At 52.6% G+C, this 16,206-nt stretch carries 10 protein-coding genes; 6 read left to right on the top strand and 4 right to left on the bottom strand.

The window, feature by feature from the left end; genetic code table 11:
- Positions 1 to 70: 70 nt before the first annotated feature.
- Both ABD971_RS13185 and ABD971_RS13180 read left to right on the top strand, forming a co-directional pair.
- Positions 71 to 1,123 carry a CvfB family protein gene (locus tag ABD971_RS13185; protein WP_345322733.1) on the top strand — a complete coding sequence of 351 codons (1,053 nt, stop codon included), beginning with the start codon at positions 71 to 73 and terminating at the stop codon, positions 1,121 to 1,123.
- Positions 1,124 to 1,512: 389 nt separating this feature from the next.
- The gene (locus ABD971_RS13180) at positions 1,513 to 2,829 is read left to right on the top strand and encodes a hypothetical protein (protein WP_345322731.1); all 1,317 of its coding nucleotides are present in this window, start codon (positions 1,513 to 1,515) and stop codon (positions 2,827 to 2,829) included.
- A gap of 614 nt (positions 2,830 to 3,443) precedes the next feature.
- Here the strand turns inward: ABD971_RS13180 and ABD971_RS13175 are convergent.
- Positions 3,444 to 3,602 (bottom strand): hypothetical protein, encoded by a 159-nt coding sequence (locus ABD971_RS13175; RefSeq protein WP_339939662.1) that lies wholly within the window; start codon positions 3,600 to 3,602, stop codon positions 3,444 to 3,446.
- A 170-nt stretch (positions 3,603 to 3,772) separates the two neighbouring features.
- Here ABD971_RS13175 and ABD971_RS13170 point away from each other — a divergent pair, with 170 nt between their 5' ends.
- From ABD971_RS13170 to ABD971_RS13155, 4 genes are all read left to right on the top strand, one after another.
- On the top strand, positions 3,773 to 6,595 hold the full coding sequence (locus tag ABD971_RS13170) for a redoxin family protein (RefSeq protein WP_345322727.1): 2,823 nt from the start codon (positions 3,773 to 3,775) through the stop codon (positions 6,593 to 6,595).
- A 35-nt stretch (positions 6,596 to 6,630) separates the two neighbouring features.
- On the top strand, positions 6,631 to 7,005 hold the full coding sequence (locus ABD971_RS13165) for a hypothetical protein (RefSeq protein WP_345322725.1): 375 nt from the start codon (positions 6,631 to 6,633) through the stop codon (positions 7,003 to 7,005).
- Between the two features lie 165 nt (positions 7,006 to 7,170).
- Positions 7,171 to 7,725 (top strand): sigma-70 family RNA polymerase sigma factor, encoded by a 555-nt coding sequence (locus ABD971_RS13160; protein ID WP_345322723.1) that lies wholly within the window; start codon positions 7,171 to 7,173, stop codon positions 7,723 to 7,725.
- Positions 7,726 to 7,900: 175 nt separating this feature from the next.
- Entirely contained in the window at positions 7,901 to 12,436 is a 4,536-nt protein-coding gene (locus ABD971_RS13155; RefSeq protein ID WP_345322721.1) for a protein kinase domain-containing protein, read from the top strand.
- A 704-nt stretch (positions 12,437 to 13,140) separates the two neighbouring features.
- Here the strand turns inward: ABD971_RS13155 and ABD971_RS13150 are convergent.
- From ABD971_RS13150 to ABD971_RS13140, 3 genes are all read right to left on the bottom strand, one after another.
- Positions 13,141 to 14,289 carry a C45 family autoproteolytic acyltransferase/hydrolase gene (locus ABD971_RS13150; RefSeq protein WP_345322719.1) on the bottom strand — a complete coding sequence of 383 codons (1,149 nt, stop codon included), beginning with the start codon at positions 14,287 to 14,289 and terminating at the stop codon, positions 13,141 to 13,143.
- A 54-nt stretch (positions 14,290 to 14,343) separates the two neighbouring features.
- Positions 14,344 to 14,745 carry a hypothetical protein gene (locus tag ABD971_RS13145; protein WP_345322717.1) on the bottom strand — a complete coding sequence of 134 codons (402 nt, stop codon included), beginning with the start codon at positions 14,743 to 14,745 and terminating at the stop codon, positions 14,344 to 14,346.
- Between the two features lie 114 nt (positions 14,746 to 14,859).
- On the bottom strand, positions 14,860 to 15,915 hold the full coding sequence (locus ABD971_RS13140) for an amidohydrolase family protein (protein ID WP_345322715.1): 1,056 nt from the start codon (positions 15,913 to 15,915) through the stop codon (positions 14,860 to 14,862).
- Between the last annotated feature and the right edge of the window lie 291 nt (positions 15,916 to 16,206).

The following is a 16,206-nucleotide window of genomic DNA, read 5'->3' as shown; positions in this document are numbered from 1 at the left end:
CGGCCCTACTCAACTGACACAGCCAAGTCGGCTACGATGTGTGATGTTATCCCCATTTCCGTCGAAAAGAATGAAACGTCCGATCCTGTGTCATCATCGTCGTTGCGATCGTGGGTTGCCCAGCAGCTTCGGTTGCCCAGCAGCATCGGCTGCCCAGCAGCTTCGGCAATTCTGTCTGGACCACGATCCGGGTAGCCCGTCTGTGCTCAGACTGCATATCTTACCGGCCCCCCAACGAAAACGTTCCCCATCACTTCGCCCCCGCATTCACGAAACCAATGGCAGCCCCAAAATCATGATCAAAATCGGCAGCACGTATGATTTAGAAGTGGTCAAGCAGACTGAATTCGGAGTCTATTTAGATGCCGATAATCTCGGCGAAATCTTGCTCCCCACCAAGCATACTCCGGACAACTTGAGTGTCGGTGATACCGTCGAAGTCTTTCTGTACCTCAACTCCGAAGATCGGCCGATCGCGACCACTCAAACTCCCAAAGCCGAGGTTGGCGAATTTGCGTATTTAAAAGTGAAAGAATATACTCAGTTCGGTGCGTTCTTGGACTGGGGATTGGACAAAGACGTCTTGGTTCCGTTTGCGGAACAACATCGACCGATGACCGTGGGTCATTCCTACATCGTGTTTTTGTATCTCGACAACCAAGATCGGATCACCGCGACATCCAAGATTGACAAAGTCGTGCAGGAGGATGATCAACACGATTTCTATCCGCAGCAAAAGGTTGACCTGATTATCGCAAACAGTACTGAACTGGGCTTCAAAGCGATTGTCGACCAAAGCCACTGGGGCTTACTGTACAAAGACGAAGTCGATCAACGGCTCAGTTTTGGACAGAGCATTGAAGGCTATATCAAATACATTCGCGAAGACGGCAAAATTGATCTGAGTCTGAAGAGTGGTCAGCAAATTCGCGACAACTACAGTCAAGTGATTCTCGATTACTTACGAGATCACAACGGGTATGCGGCCGTTCATGACAAGTCTCCCCCAGCCCAGATTGCGGATCTGTTTGGGATCAGCAAAGGACAATTCAAAAAGGCGATAGGAGGCCTCTATAAACAGAAAGTCATCACGATTGAGAAGGATGGAATACGCTTGGTTTGATCAATTACAGGGTGTGACCGTTCTTGGTCAAGTAATGTTGGCGTACCGAATTTGCAATTGCCCAGGGACAGCTGACTGCGGAGCGTTATACGTCGAACTTCTCTGACATGCGCACTGGTGCTGATACGACGAGTAGCCCAATGAATTCGTTGAGAGTCAGATCGCGATCGTCCGGTGAATCGACTCGCCGCGTTTTGGCCTGATTTCCCCAACCACCGTTCCGCCAGCGAAGCGGTTTGTCAACTTGTCATCCGCAATCCAAAAACCAGCCATATGTCGGCAGGTTACAAACCTGCCCCACTGTCTCCGCTTCAAATTTCTTCCAGGAACCCAAGATGCGAACCAACCCAATAACCTCTCGTCACTTGCTTTCTCTGATCTGTAGCTCTTTGCTCTTTAGCTCAGTGATCTCGGCCACAGCAACCGCCGAGCCGCCCGCACCATCCAACGCCATCATGTGTATCCCCGGTGACCTCATTTTCGCGGATGACTTCGACCCCGCCACCGTCAGCAACCGCTGGTGGTTCAAGGCCGAGTTCGCTCTGCGTGACGGGGCGTTGTTGCGCACGGATGTGGATCCGACGGAGACCAAACGCGTCTTTCTCAAAGACCCTTCCTTCCACAACACCATTATTCAATTTGATTTCAAACTTTCCGGCCAAACAACCGATCTGCGACTCGTGACTGGCAGCGGCGGGCATTACAACAGCGTCACCCAAATCCACCCCGATTATTTCCAGATCACCACGCCCGTCGATCACGATGCCGGTTTTGTTCCCGCCCAACTCGGCGAATGCACCCGCGAACCTCGTCCCGATCAGTGGCAGACCATGACGGTCGAATACTGGGGCGACGAAATCGTTGCACACCTGAGCGACAACGAATGTGTCCTCGGCCAACACCCGATCATTGACCGCACTCGCCAGTACTTCGCCTTCCAGTTCGATCTCCCCGGTGCCTCGATTGACAACGTCCGCGTCTGGAATGCCACTGGCAAACGCGGTGACTGGACCGAGATTCGCAAAAAGCTTGCGATGGCTCAAGGCAATCGCGAGCCTGTCAGACGCAACCCGGCCGAGCGATACAAACTCAAGTACATGAACCTCAAGTCCCGCCTCACTCTAAATGACCCAACCTACCGGGACCTCGTGGCCCGGCATGAAAAGCTCGAAGCCGCATTGCACGCGGACTACCCAGAAGCCTTCATCACCCACAAGCAACTCGGCAAACTCATTGCAAAAAAGAAACAGCACATCAAGGAGACCGACCCCGACTTCAAGATCATGGAAACTCAGGTCCACAAAGCGAGTCACGCGGAAGACGATTACGTCCTCTCCACAAAGCCCGAACTTGCGCGTCTGAAAAAGGATGGAGTCAGCAAAAACCGGTTCCCGTCGGAACTCGGACAGATCCGTGCCCAACTCAAAGCCGCCAATGACAAGCAACTCGCTGCCCTCGTCGCCGAAACGGCCCGTCGACAAGCCCAGCTCGAAGCCCGCTACCCCGAAGCCTTCCAAAGCGTGGACGCCGCAGTCGAAAAACGCAACGCCATCCGCAAATCCTTGAACCACGATCCCGAGTTCCAGGCTCGCAATCGAGCTGTCGTTGACGCCGGTAAAGCGATCAAGGAGTACATCGACAAAGCCGACCCGAGTCTCGCGAAGCTCGAAGCCGAAGCCAAAGCCAAGGCGTACGAATCGAAATAGAGTGGGCAGAATTTCATCCTGTCATTTTGCGATACAGCTAAAACAGGCAGGTAAAAAACTTGCTCCATGATCGGGACCTGCTCATGAAACTTTTAACTTCGATTGCGATGCTACTGTTCGTTGCTACTGCCCAGGCACCTTTACAAACTTTGACGACTACTCGATCCGCCTCTACCAGCAACAAGCACTAAACCGTTGCAAATCAATTCGATTGACAGGTCGCGGCCCGATTCAATCGACATGGGTGGCGATCCATCAACCGTAATCATTTGTCGTTAAGAGTTGAACCCACAACAAGCGATGGGCCCTGGGATCCAGTGGTTTCTCAGTGTCGTATATCCTGCTGTCAGAGGGCGGCGCCAAGTCGCGTTTTCCCACACGTACGTCGTGAGAAAATTATCGTGAATGAGACACCAGATCCCTGTGAACCTGCTGGCATCCATCGGCAGGTCGACGGTCTGGCCTCTACTGGTCAACAAGCCCCACTAGCAAACGATAGTGGGCATGTAGTTCGTTCATACAACCATGGTAGAAAACCCAAGACAGCTGGGACGGCTGCCACTAAAATCGACGAAGAGCCCAGTAGTAATGAACGTTTGGGTCACGAATTACCACTAATCGCCGCGTTTGGAATAGGCATTTTGGCAGTCGCCAGCAACGTGGACGTTGGGGCGGACCACCCCAATCGGAAGCGAGTCGCAATGATTGCTGGATTCGCGAGCTTCGCTGGATGCGTTGCTGTCATAGCGTTCTGGTATCTGCGTCTGATTCAATAAGGCCCTTTCGTCCGTCACCGCAGAATTGATTGACCGACTGAAGTCTCACAGAGAAATCCTGAAAAAATTTGACCGGTCGCCTAAATTCGCGCGTCATCGATGAGCCAAGGGGCTCGCTTTATGGTGAGTAGGTTGTCGTTTCACTCATCCCTATGGACTTGCGAACAATGAATTTCAGTAGTCGACTTTTCTGCGCCGTGTTGTTCGCCATTACGGTGACTCCGGTTCATGCTGCCGATCATGTGTATGGAACGGTTTCGCCGTGGGGGCAAATGGTAGATCCTGATGGTGATTGTTCGTTCACTGTGAATCGCGACGCTATCACGATTGGTTTTAGCGGAACCGTGCAGGGGCTGGACGCGGAGCAAGGCCGAATGAATGCTCCACGAATACTACGGTCAATGGAAGGCGATTTCGCCGTCGAAGTGACCGTGGATGGAAACTTGCCGCTGCCAGACGACGAATCCGCGAGGGCGTATGTTAGCGGCGGATTGGTGCTGCTTCAGGATGATCGCAACTACATTCGCTTCGAGCGAGCCAGTTTCACCCGAGCCGGCGTGGTCAATCATTACGCCAACTTTGAGCAACGCATCGACGCCAAGCGGACCCGGATGGGGCTATTCAAAGATTTCCCCCTGCCCAATGACCAACCGGTCGATTTGCGTCTAGAAGTATCAGCCGGGACGGTTCGTGCCCTGGTTCGGCTCGCCGATCAATCGTGGCACGAGATGGGTACGGCAAAACTTGACGATGAATCGACCTATTCTGTGGGCGTCTCGGGCGTGAATACCTCTGGAAAACCAGTCAACGTTTCGTTCCGAGGTATTAAACATCAACAACCGTTGGTCGCCATTGAGGCCAAATCCAGGTCGAACTTGGACCTTTCTGCGCCGGCGAAAGTGGTAGCACTTCCAAGCATAACGACTTCGGGGTTCAACAAGTTCATGGGCGAAATCATGAAGCTGCAACAACGGAGCAAAGACGTTGATTCAATGGACGCTCAGGCACGCCAACAGTGGATCGATGATGCCAAGAAAGTTGTGAAAGAAGGGGCCGGGCCAGCAGCCATGCGTTTCAGTCCGCTGTTGGTCTCTGGATTAAGTCGATCGTTTCAGGAAGCAGGTGATCATGACCTTGCCATTTCTGTTTTCAATCAGTTCATCGAAGTGTTCAATAATATGGAGGACGACGATGCTGCTCGTGTTGCAAAGCAATTAAAAACGACTCGCGATCAATTAAAGGCAAAGCTGGAGATGATCGGAAAGCCATTGGAGATAGAAGGTGAAACTCTCTCCGGCGGCGCGCTCGATTGGCAGAGTTACAAGGGCAAAGTCGTGTTAGTTGACTTTTGGGCTTCGTGGTGCGGCCCTTGCCGTCGTGAAATTCCCAACGTGCTGGAGCAGTACAGGAATTTCCACGACCAGGGTTTCGAAGTCGTGGGGATTTGTTTAGATACCGATCGTGACAAAGCAGAGAAGTACAATGCAGACGAGAAAATTCCATGGCCTTCCTTGTTTGCAAAAGACGCAGGCTGGAAACATCCGATGGCGACAAAGTACGGGGTCACTGCGATTCCGACAGCAATCTTGGTCGATCGAGATGGCAATGTCGTTTCATTGTCGGCCCGGGGCGAAAAGTTGGGCGAACTGTTGACAGATCTAATCGGCCCCGTTGACCCAGTGATTTCCGCCGGCGAATCAGCTGCATTGCGACAACAATGGCTTGATGCGTTACAAAACTTCGAACGGATTTTGCAAGACGACGCAAACCATATATCGGCGAGGCACGGAGCAACTTTATCGGCTTATATGCTGCAGGATACCGACCGATACCTTACGCATGCGAAAGCGGCATATCAACTCACCAAAGAATTGCGAACAGAGAACATTGGAGTCAGCGCTCGGCTAGTGGGGGCAGCCAGTCTCATGCCAGGTGCATTCGACGATTTTGACGCGGCCATCGAGCTTACGCCCCCGTCGTGGAAAGAAGGAAAGCAATTTCGCGACAGTCGTAACCACTTGCTCGTCTTGAAACGCGCGGAGCGGTTTGAAGAACTGCTTGCCACCTGTGACAAATTGGTTGGAGTCGCAGATGGGCCGCACGATAGAAGCATGTTGTTGCATTTGAAGGCCACCTCGCTTTATCACTTGGATCGAATAAACGAGGCCAACACGTTGCTACTGCAAGCAAGGAAAATTTTCGCTGAAAGCATGCCGGCGATTGGGGCAGGACGCCAAATCCCTGGCGAGCATTACGACTGGTTTGTAATAGGCGTCTCAGCGCGTAACGACGCTAACCAAGTTGCACTTGAAAAGCTGGATGACGCCTTGGCGGCCAATCCTGATGACATGGATTTACTAGCAACGCGGGCCCAGCTGCATTTCCTTTGGCATCGCTGGGAAGCGGCGACACGGGATTTCCAGAAGCTTGCCCAACATAAGCCTCTAGATTTAAAGACGCTGGAACATGCGGCGGTATCAGCCGTGTTGGCCGGTCATGTCGAAGAATATCGAAATCTGAGCAATGAATTGGAGCAATTGCTCGATAAAGTCGAGAATTCGGAGTCTGCGTGGCGGATTGCGAGGATTCTCGTTTTGGTACCGAATACGATTGGCAATGAAGATCGACTGCTTACGGCAGTTCGAGAAAATGCGAAACAGCGTCGATTTTGGTGGAGACATCAAGCGTTAGTCAGCGTCCTCTACCGTAGTGGCAAGTATGAAGAAGCCTCCGCGTTGATCACGCCGACCTTGGCCGTCGCCCGCGCTCGGCCTCAGCGGGATGAACTGGTAACGCGGCTATGGCAGTCCATGATTCAGTGTCAATTAGGCGATCAAGCGATGGCGAAGAAAACGTTGGTAATGGTCACTACATATATGGATGAGAACCCCAAGACGGCTGGGGTGCATATTCAAGGGAGTGAAGTCACTGAATTGATGGTATTGCGTCGCGAAGCGGAAAACTTGATTGGAAAGGGTGACGACATCTGACCATTAAGATGGAATTCCTCACACGAGTGCCGAGCATGTCTGAACCCTATCGAACACCGCGCGTCGAAGTGGAGCAGATCGCGGTGACTCCCAGCAGTGGAACCCACATTCTATCACGTGTGGCATTGGTTGTATCCGGCTTTGCATGTCTGTTACCCATCGTCATTGCGTGCCTGGTTGACTTCGGGGTTTTAGAAGTTCATTGGGATTCTTCGTTGCTACCAATTGGGACGGTTCTTGCAGGTTTGGCGTCAGCGATGGTCGGCTTAGGATTGTCCATTGGTGCGTATATCAAGTCGCGACGCTGGATGTCGCTCCTTGGAATCGTCTTGGCGGTGCTCGCCATCCCCTGCACGTTATTCATCGGATACATGCTAGCGATTTGCGGATTAGCCACGATTCCGATTTAATTCATCTTGAATGAAACAGTATCGGCGACGAAGGCACTTCGTCAGAGATCAATGACTCGATGTACAACTGAAAACTTTGTTGCGCAGCATGAGTGCAATAACAGGCTCCCTACAAAAGAATGAGCTCGAATTAATGGACGCGACTTATATGAACATGTGAACACAATGATTGAAGAAGATTTCTGGGCGGAACGTCATCGTGACTACTTGCGATTGTTGGGATTGGCGCAACTCTCACCGGGAGCCCAAGCAAAGATCGACCTTTCCGGCGTGATTCAGACCACGATGCTGGAGGCTCACCATAATGAGAAGCTCGCTACAAATGCAGTCGAGCATCAATTGCCTTGGCTGCGGCGTGTGTTTCTCAATAACTTGCTTGATGCCCTTCGTAAGCGCCGGGCAAAAAGGCGGGATATGCGACGCGAACGTTCACTGGAAGATCCAATCGAACAATCGGCGTCGCGATTGGAAATGTATCTTCAAGTCGCTGAGTCGTCGCCATGCACGAAAGCGATCCAGCAAGAGCGAGCGGAATTGTTGCTGCAAGCGATTGCTGGCCTGCCCGACGATCAGCGAACCGCGATTGAACTACATCATTTGCAAGAATTGCCGCTGGAGCAGATCGCGGCGACGATGGATCGACCGAAGGGTGCCGTCGCTGCGCTGATTTATCGTGGAATGAAGAAACTGAGGGCAACCATAGACGAATCATGTGATTAGGGAAGAGTGGGCAAACGACACGATTGTGAAATCTTAGACCGCCTGCCGGACGCTTACGTTGCTTCCCTCCGCACGATTCTTAAAGCGTTTTCCGCGAATCGCGTCATCACGCCAGTCTGCTTGACGCTTAATTGATTGGGCCGAAGTCTATCACCAAAATCTTAGCGTTTTGAATATGCCTGATCCATCTCAAATCGATGCCGACGAATCATTTCAGAAGCTACTCGCGGACTGCCTGGAAGCGATCGAACGTGGCGAGTTGGTCGATCGCGAGCACCTGATGCGAGAGCACCCAGACCATGCTGCATCGATCTGCGAATTCCTTGACAATCATCAACTCGTTGGTGATGCAATCGGTGAACTTCGAGCCCCTGATCAAAAAGGCGTTTCAGATTCCGCATTTGCGCAAACCGTCGACTCCCAATCGGCAAGTTCATCGAAAACGTTCAAGATTGGCGAATCACTTCGGTACGTAGGCGAATACGAAATCGTAGATGAAATCGCGCGTGGCGGAATGGGGATTGTATTTCGTGCAAGGCAATCAAAATTGCGGCGTGACGTGGCGCTGAAGATGATCTTGTCGGGAAGGCTCGCGACTGAGGCCGACGTGGATCGTTTTTACCGGGAAGCTCGCGCGGCCGCGGCGCTAAACCATCCGAACATCGTTGGGGTTCACGAAGTCGCCGAGCATGAGGGACATCATTACTTCACGATGGACTTAGTTGCGGGCCGAAGCCTAGCATCGATTATCAGTGAAGGGACATTATCGCCCCGGAAGTCCGCAGAGTTAATCATAGCGGTGGCGTTGGCAATCGAATACGCACACGAGCATGGCGTACTCCATCGCGACTTGAAACCCGCCAATATTTTGATCGATGACGATGGAAAACCGCACGTCACGGACTTTGGTCTGGCTAAGACGCTGGCGGGAAACGCCGCGGACGAGGACCTGACAGCGTCAGGACAGATTCTTGGGACGCCGACCTATATGTCTCCGGAACAGGCAAGCGCGAAGCACGACTTGGTCGGCGTGGCCAGCGACGTGTATTCGCTGGGCGCGATATTGTACGCCTGTCTTTCGGGGCGTGGTCCATTCGTGGCGGACTCAGTTGTCGACACGATTCGCCAAGTGATTGAAAAAGAACCGCTCTCCCTGCGATTGCTCAATCCACAGGTTCCCAAGGATTTGGAAACGATCTGTCTGAAGTGTTTGCGGAAGGAACCACATCGCCGGTACGGCACAGCGGGGAAACTTGCGGATGACCTGGGAAGGTTTATTGAAGGCCGTCCCGTGGTCGCTCGTCCTGTACCGGCAGTTACGAAAGCATGGCGATGGTCTCGACGCAATCCTGGGATCGCTCTCTTGAGTGCGCTTTCGGTTTTGTTGCTGTTGGTCGGTTCAAGCGTTTCGACGTTCTTTGCCATCCAGGCTGATGACCGTGCAAATGCGGAAGCAGCCCAGCGGCAGCGTGCTGATGAGGCCGCGATTGCTGCCAATCAGGCCCGTGCCGACATGGCATCGGCGCTTGAGCGAGAATCGGAGGCGCGACTCCGTAGCGAGGAATCGCTTGCCAACGAACAGGTAGCACGAAAACAGGTTGTCGAGCGTGAGCGAGAAGCGAGATGGAGTGAGTACGTCGCAAGGCTGACGGTGATTCAGCGACCATGGCAAGATCGCGAGTTTGGCCAACTCAGCCGAATGGTTGACGAGCTCGTTCCTAAGGCTGGCGAGCCTGACTTCCGCGGATGGGAATGGAGTTACTATCACGATCTCTCCCAGCAAGTAGCGAGAAGCATTCCGGTCAGCGCAAATACGGTTCGCGGATCATGGAGTCCCGACGGGAACCAGATTGTCACTGCCGGAGCAAAGCTGCAAATTTGGAACTTCGACGGGATGAAACTCGTCTCGGAACATGACCTAAAGGATCGACTTTACAACAGCGTATTCAGTCCCGATGGTAAAACGATAGCCTGCGGATTGCGTTCAGGTGCGATCGTCATTTTCGATCCAGTAAAAGAGCAGGTTGTTCGAGTCTGGCATGCTCATGGTGGCGGAAGCCCCTATCTCAGTTTTTCGCCCGATGGATCGCAATTGGCCAGTGGCAGCATGGACGGTTCCGCGGCCGTATGGGATATCGAGTCGGGCCAACGACTTCACCAGCTTTGCCAAGCCGACAAGGACAACTACCTTAGAAACGTTGGCTGGCATCCGTCCAAGTCGCTAATCGTCACATCAGATCGTCAAGGATACGTTCGGGTTTTCGATGCAAAAACAGGTAAGCGAAAATTCAGCAAGCGGACATGTGCCGTCTCGTGTAATGTTGGTCACTGGAGTCCCGATGGCAAAACCTTGGCCGGTGGGGGGGCCTTTCCCAATTTTGAAATCAGGTTGTATACGGACACAGGTGAGCCGAAAGGGGTCCTGGAGAAACCAGGGAGATCCGCGTCCTGGAGCCCAGACAGCACGCGACTGGTCGTTGGTGACGACGATCATGAAATTCGCATCGTGGACGTTCAGCGGGACGCGGTGGTTTCGACACTACGATTCCACGGCGATCCAGTCGGCCATCTTGCTTGGTCGCCTGATGGAGATTCGATTCTGTCGATCGACGACTCGGGCGTCGCTAAGGTTTGGAAAGTCAACGGCGATGTGCCTGACTCTCTCGTCATTCATCAGGACTCGCTCGACATCCGAAGGGTTCGGTACAGCAACGATGGAAAGCTGATTGCCGGCTGCGGAAACGATCGAAAGATTCGCATTTGGCGTGCGATGGATGGTAAACTTTTGGAAACTTCTGCAGAACTTTCCGCTGCGGTCAAAGATTTTGCATGGTCGGAGGATAGTAGCAAACTGGTTTCCCTTTGCAAGGATAACAATGTCTGGGTTTGGGAACGAGATCGCAATTCATTGCGCAAGCTATTTAAAACTGGCTCACGGCCAGTCATCGTACATGGGTGGCTGGATTGGCGTCCCGGAACTAGGCAAATTGCCCTTGGCGCGTATGGGGAAGACACGAATGTTTTTGACTTGGACACCGGGCGAAATCTCTACAAAAGCCCGATTCGCACTGCGTTCGCACGCTGGAACCCAAGCGGCAATTCTTTGGCAGTCGGGGTGAAGGTCGTTGATGCGAAATTGGCTCCCCTATGGACCATTCCGATACCGTGGCAGGAGAATGGTGGCGTCGCGTGGTCACCCAATGGGCGGTTGCTTGCTGTAGTACTCCGCGATGGCAGGGTCAAGGTTACGGATCTGAGGGCCGAATCACTTGAACCAGCAGTGGCACGCGGCCACCGCCACGCCGTTAGTTCGGTGGCGTGGCATCCAAGCGGCACGAGGATCGCCACCGGCGACTTCGACGGAACACTCAAGCTGTGGGATGCTGCGACGCTCGACGAGGTTTGGTCGACGAAATTGCCTCATCGAGTTTTGTCGCTGGATTGGAGTCCCGATGGTCGGCACCTTGTTTCCAGTGATGGCGTCGACGTTGGAACCTATCCCACACGTGCGAAAGAGGGAAATGTTTACAGCATTCGAATTTGGGGATCACAAGATTTTGAATTGTTAACTAGCGCGACCGAGATGTTGCCAACTCCGTTTGGTCGCGTGTTAACTCGCGATCCTCGGGCGAGCACCATTGCACAAAGAGTGATAAATTCTGGAGGACGAATCACGATCTATCGAACCGCTGAGAATCAAATGATCGACTCTCTTGGTGGGATTCCCAGCGAAGAGTTTCAAGTAAACGAGATCGATTTAGCCGACTCGGGCATAACGGACGAACAACTCACCCAACTGCACGGGTTATCAACGCTTACGAGCATCAATCTTCGGTCAACGGAGCTCTCCGACGCAGCTGTTCGCAAGCTGCTACATTCCTTCCCCGGCGTCAATCCAACGAAGCTCGACACCAGACATCGCGAGTTTCGAATCACAGCCGACGGCGACATCCAAACGGTGCAGACGCCTGAGGAAGAGCTGGCCGAATTGACTGAGGCGATTGAGAAGTATACGAGTGAACACGCCCATCTGTTTACCCGAGCAAAGTGGTACGCAAAGCATCTTGACTGGAAGAACGCTTATGCTGACATCGACCGGTATTTGGTGGCATCGCCGATTAGCGGCTGGTGGAACTGTGCCGCAGCGTATGCCGCATTTGCAGCGGGCAATGTCGCCGCGTACCAAACACACGTTCATCGGAATCTGAGCAAGCTTCCCGCATACGACTATGCCAACGAACCGGGGACAGGGGCCTACTTGGTTTGCGCTGTCTGTTTGAATCCTAATCCGGATGTCGAGCTAAGTTCGCTCATGCCACTGGCCGAGAATCTCCGGATTCAGAACCCAGGATCATTCTATCACTGTAAAGCAGACATCATTTTACGATTCCGACTGGGCGAATACGACCAGGTACTCACAAGGTGCGAGCCATTCCGCGATCGGGGTAAATTTCACAACGAGCAGATACTCGTCCATTCGCTACGAGCGATCACACTCCATCGCCTCGACCGAACCGACGAAGCTTGGGAGGCACTGCTGAACGCGGAATCACTAGCTCGAGACACCTGGCCAGAGCCAAAGCAAAATTATGAAGCCGATTACGGAGATCTCGGTTCCTACGTCGAAGCTTTGTCATTATTAAATGAAGCTCGTCAGTCAGTTCAACCAGCCCAGGCCTTGAACGACGCTGGGGCAGGCGAAACGCAATAACGCAACAAATCATCTCCTAGTTTTGAGCCAGCCGTACACCATTTACCGAAGGAACCAGATTGTCATAAAAATAAAATCGTATCTCGGCACCGCTCTACTGATTTTAGCCTCAATCGTTTTGCCATCGTCTGCCCATGCGGAACGAGCCTGGGGCGGCTCGATTCACTTCGTCGATGTCAATGTGCGGTTTAGTTTTGGCGGAATGGAATACGGCTATTGGACGGATGTTGGCTAATTAGATTTTCCTGAAAATTGTGGGTATATCGGTAAGGAAGCGGACATCTACTTTTCGCTTCTGCCGGATCAAGACAATCCTCTGCGTTCGACCATCAAAGGCACGATTCGTTTAGAGGTCGACCGCAAGAAAGCAGAGCTTCACAAGTTGGTGTTCGTCCGATCAAGCCGTCACGGCAATTGGCGGATCGATCCTGAGATCATTAAGAAGTTGGAGAAAATCGAAAAAGCGAAGCGAGACGCAGCATCAAAGGCGAAAGCGTCTGTCACTCCGCCGCCAACGAACGGCGGAGGATCCCCAGGCAATGAATGAAACTTTCAACCGCAACTTGACAATAGATGCGAAGAAAGCTTTGTGTTCCGAAACTGGTGGTGGTTGTCCGTACCGAAAACAGGGCCAAGAATCTCACCAATCGACTCGAATAAGACGCCTGTAAGTTGTCACTAGATTCCCGGAAGTACCGTTTTCATCAACAGTCAAATTCTTGGAATTTCGCGTTGCATGCGTTGGAAAAGGACGCGCGAAGCTTTCGCTCTTTCGACTGCAGTTGGACGCAGGCGGTGGTGTTCCAATAGTTGCTGTGCATGCAAACACTGTCTTGCGACGGTCCGTCACCGTGGTCCGACATGACGGTGTGGAGGGTCTCTAGGTCGAAAACAGATTTTTCATCTAGCCTGCATTGAAGGTCGACGCTACGCATGTCTGCGGATTGATGTACTCGCGTGCCACGCAATGCGCGAGGTGCGTTCTTCTTGTAGTGTGCCTGGTCTTCGAGTTCAACGCTCGCGATTTTTGATCCGCGGATTCGGTTCGTATGATGGGTGATCTCGCGGCCAGGTAAAGGAGCAATTTTTTGTATCTGCGTATTGGACAACTCGAATGATGCAATGGTGCCGTGTTCATCCGACAGCATTAGTAGGCCTCCACCCGCTCGCTTTCGATTCGCGAAGAACTGATACGCTTCGTCAACCGTTCGCACGCATGCAAGTGCCTCGGCAATCAACATGGTGATGGATGGAGCTGGACTGATCGGATCGGTAACATAGGCGTAGTTACAAGTGATCGCCAAACCCGCTTCATTGACTCCGTCGATGGCCCCCGCGAGCGGCGAAACCGCGAATTCAACGGAACGCAGTTTTCCCTTTGGTCGACTACGTCGCACGAAATAATAGGGCTGCACTACTGGAAGATAGTCAAAGTTGTGCGCAATGATCGGATGACCCGTTGAAGATGCGTTTCCAGTCACCGCAACGGCGGAACATCCGGCCTGAAGCCCGTTCGGCCCGGCAGTGACTAAGGGATCGAGATCGCTAAGAGCTACTTCCAGGAGGCTACAAATCGCCAGCTTCGAATACGGAATCTTTGCACCTTCAGAAATTCCCTGTAAGCGGTCTGCGGCATCCAAAGGCGTCGATCGGAATGCTGCGTTCAAGAATCGGGCGGCACGATATTCTGCTATACGGCGAAATACTGGAAATGGAATGTAACTTGGCTTCATCAAGCGAAATGCTTCCAAGTTCCCGACAGCTTCCAACGCATCGTAAATGTTGGTTGACAGGGCAGCCCCCTGCGCGATCCCCATCTCCTTGGCGGTGCCCACGCAAACGACTTCATTCATGGCGGCTTACTTTCCAATTTGTAAGTGAGTCAATCAATGTTCGCGGTGCTTCGCTTATCGCTTTGTTAAATCGATCAGCCGGACAGGCGACGCCCACCGATCGTTACAATTGCGGATTCGCGCATCAAGAAACACACCATCAGAATCGTATCGCAATTCGATAACCATGTGATTCTTGTCATTCACGATGTTCGTGTAGGAGAGTCTTACCCGCGCGTCATAGCCATCCGGACGGCGATGGAGAGAGTCCAATGCTACGCCTTCCACAGGTGCTGCACCGATGCGTTCAGGAAACGCTGCATTCACAATTTCCTGTGCCCGGTCATTGATTCGGGCAACAGCGTCGGCGCCTATCGTGTATCGCGGCCTGAATTGCTTGTAAGTCACCAGGGATATCGCCACGACCGCGATGAACAACATCAGACCCGCGATTGTAGATTTCGGTTTCCAATTCATGGCATCGGTAACTCGTTTTGGTACGAGCCAAGCAACTCTCGATTCCCCTATCACTGAGATCGCTCTGTCGTCTCCTCGCAAGTCCGTGTTCTTTCAAACACTTAAATAATTTGCCTAGGCTATTACCACCCGATGCGAACGTAAGGCACTCGCTTCACCAATTCCGAGATGTTTCTTGAGTGCGAAGTCACGCTGAATCAGATTCTGTAACTCAGCTGTTTTCAGTGCAGTGTCCTGGCCGATGCGGTCTGCAAACACCACGGGTGAGGCCGGAAAGGGGAAGTCGCTGCCATGCAGCAATCGATCCAGCACATCTTTACCGGAATCAAGCAAAAGACCGAAATCCTGAGCGCGAAAAGCGGTTCCCAAAACCGACGTGTCTCCCCAAAGTTCCGGAAATTTGTCGAGCAGTTGAAGAAACTTGCCAAGGTACGACGGTGAATCACTAAACCAACCGGAGCCAGCATGACACGCGACGACTCGACAGCCCTCGTCCAACGCGGCACGCAGCTTCCGCGGAGCAGCTAGTTCATGCGAGAAGATCGGTGCACTGTGCTCATGCCCCGTGTGCACCAATATCGTCATATCCAATTCACGGCACCGGAAGAAGAACTTGGTGTGTTTAGGATCCATCAAGTCAACGTTTTGTGTCGGTGGATGAATTTTAAGCATTCTCGCTTTCCGATCATGGCATCGCTCAAGTTCATCGATGGCGTCAGCACGATTTGGATTGATCGAAGGACAGGCGATCAGTTGCTTTGGGTGTCTTCCTACAACTTCAAACAAATAGTCATTAGGAACGTAGAATGATGTCGCCGTCAAATCGATTTTGCCGTTCGCGCCGTAAACGGCGTCCTGAGCAAGCACAGCAGCCATCGAAAGCTCGGACTCCGCAACCTGCCTAACCATTGTTCGCTCGTATTGTTGGTCAACGGTTCCGTTTGTAGCGTCATTCAATTTCAGCATCGTTTTTAAATGACGAAATAAAAAACCTCGCGACACCTTTTCAGCGACGTGACAGTCAGAGCCGCTGTCCCCTACGCCGAACAAATGGACGTGTATATCAAGCGTCGGATTCACCATCGACACAGCCGCCACCGGCTTGCTTAAGCCTAACATGGCACCGGTCGCGACCGCTGAGAAAAATCGTCGGTTGACTTGGCTGTTCATGGCTTAACACGCCTTTTCTTGAATATTCAGGGTGATCGTGGGGCAACGGCTGCCCGTTCCAATCTAAGCGTAAATCAACGAACCACCATGACGCGCAAAACCGCAAACATCCATTTTCCCAGCGATTTGCCTGGTCGTCTTGAAGTGGGATGCCTGCAAACTCGAGAAACTGCGTGCTTTTTACGCGGCTGGACGAAGCGATCAGATCAGGTTTTCAGGCATCGTCCAGGCCAAGCCTCCGCGCCAGCGAACTCGTCAGCCCAACAGCGTCATTGTAACCTGCGACTCGGC

Source organism: Novipirellula rosea (assembly GCF_039541335.1).
Lineage (GTDB): Bacteria > Planctomycetota > Planctomycetia > Pirellulales > Pirellulaceae > Novipirellula > Novipirellula rosea.
Note: the sequence above shows the minus strand (reverse complement) of the source record. Positions and strands in the feature narration are given on the sequence as shown.

Excerpts from the sequence above, each read along its gene's own strand:
- ABD971_RS13185 (WP_345322733.1), top strand. The coding sequence starts at position 71 with ATGAAACGTCCGATCCTGTGTCATCATCGTCGTTGCGATCGTGGGTTG.
- ABD971_RS13170 (WP_345322727.1), top strand. The coding sequence starts at position 3,773 with ATGAATTTCAGTAGTCGACTTTTCTGCGCCGTGTTGTTCGCCATTACG.
- ABD971_RS13165 (WP_345322725.1), top strand. The coding sequence starts at position 6,631 with ATGTCTGAACCCTATCGAACACCGCGCGTCGAAGTGGAGCAGATCGCG.
- ABD971_RS13160 (WP_345322723.1), top strand. The coding sequence starts at position 7,171 with ATGATTGAAGAAGATTTCTGGGCGGAACGTCATCGTGACTACTTGCGA.
- ABD971_RS13155 (WP_345322721.1), top strand. The coding sequence starts at position 7,901 with ATGCCTGATCCATCTCAAATCGATGCCGACGAATCATTTCAGAAGCTA.
- ABD971_RS13150 (WP_345322719.1), bottom strand. The coding sequence starts at position 14,289 with ATGAATGAAGTCGTTTGCGTGGGCACCGCCAAGGAGATGGGGATCGCG.
- ABD971_RS13145 (WP_345322717.1), bottom strand. The coding sequence starts at position 14,745 with ATGAATTGGAAACCGAAATCTACAATCGCGGGTCTGATGTTGTTCATC.
- ABD971_RS13140 (WP_345322715.1), bottom strand. The coding sequence starts at position 15,915 with ATGAACAGCCAAGTCAACCGACGATTTTTCTCAGCGGTCGCGACCGGT.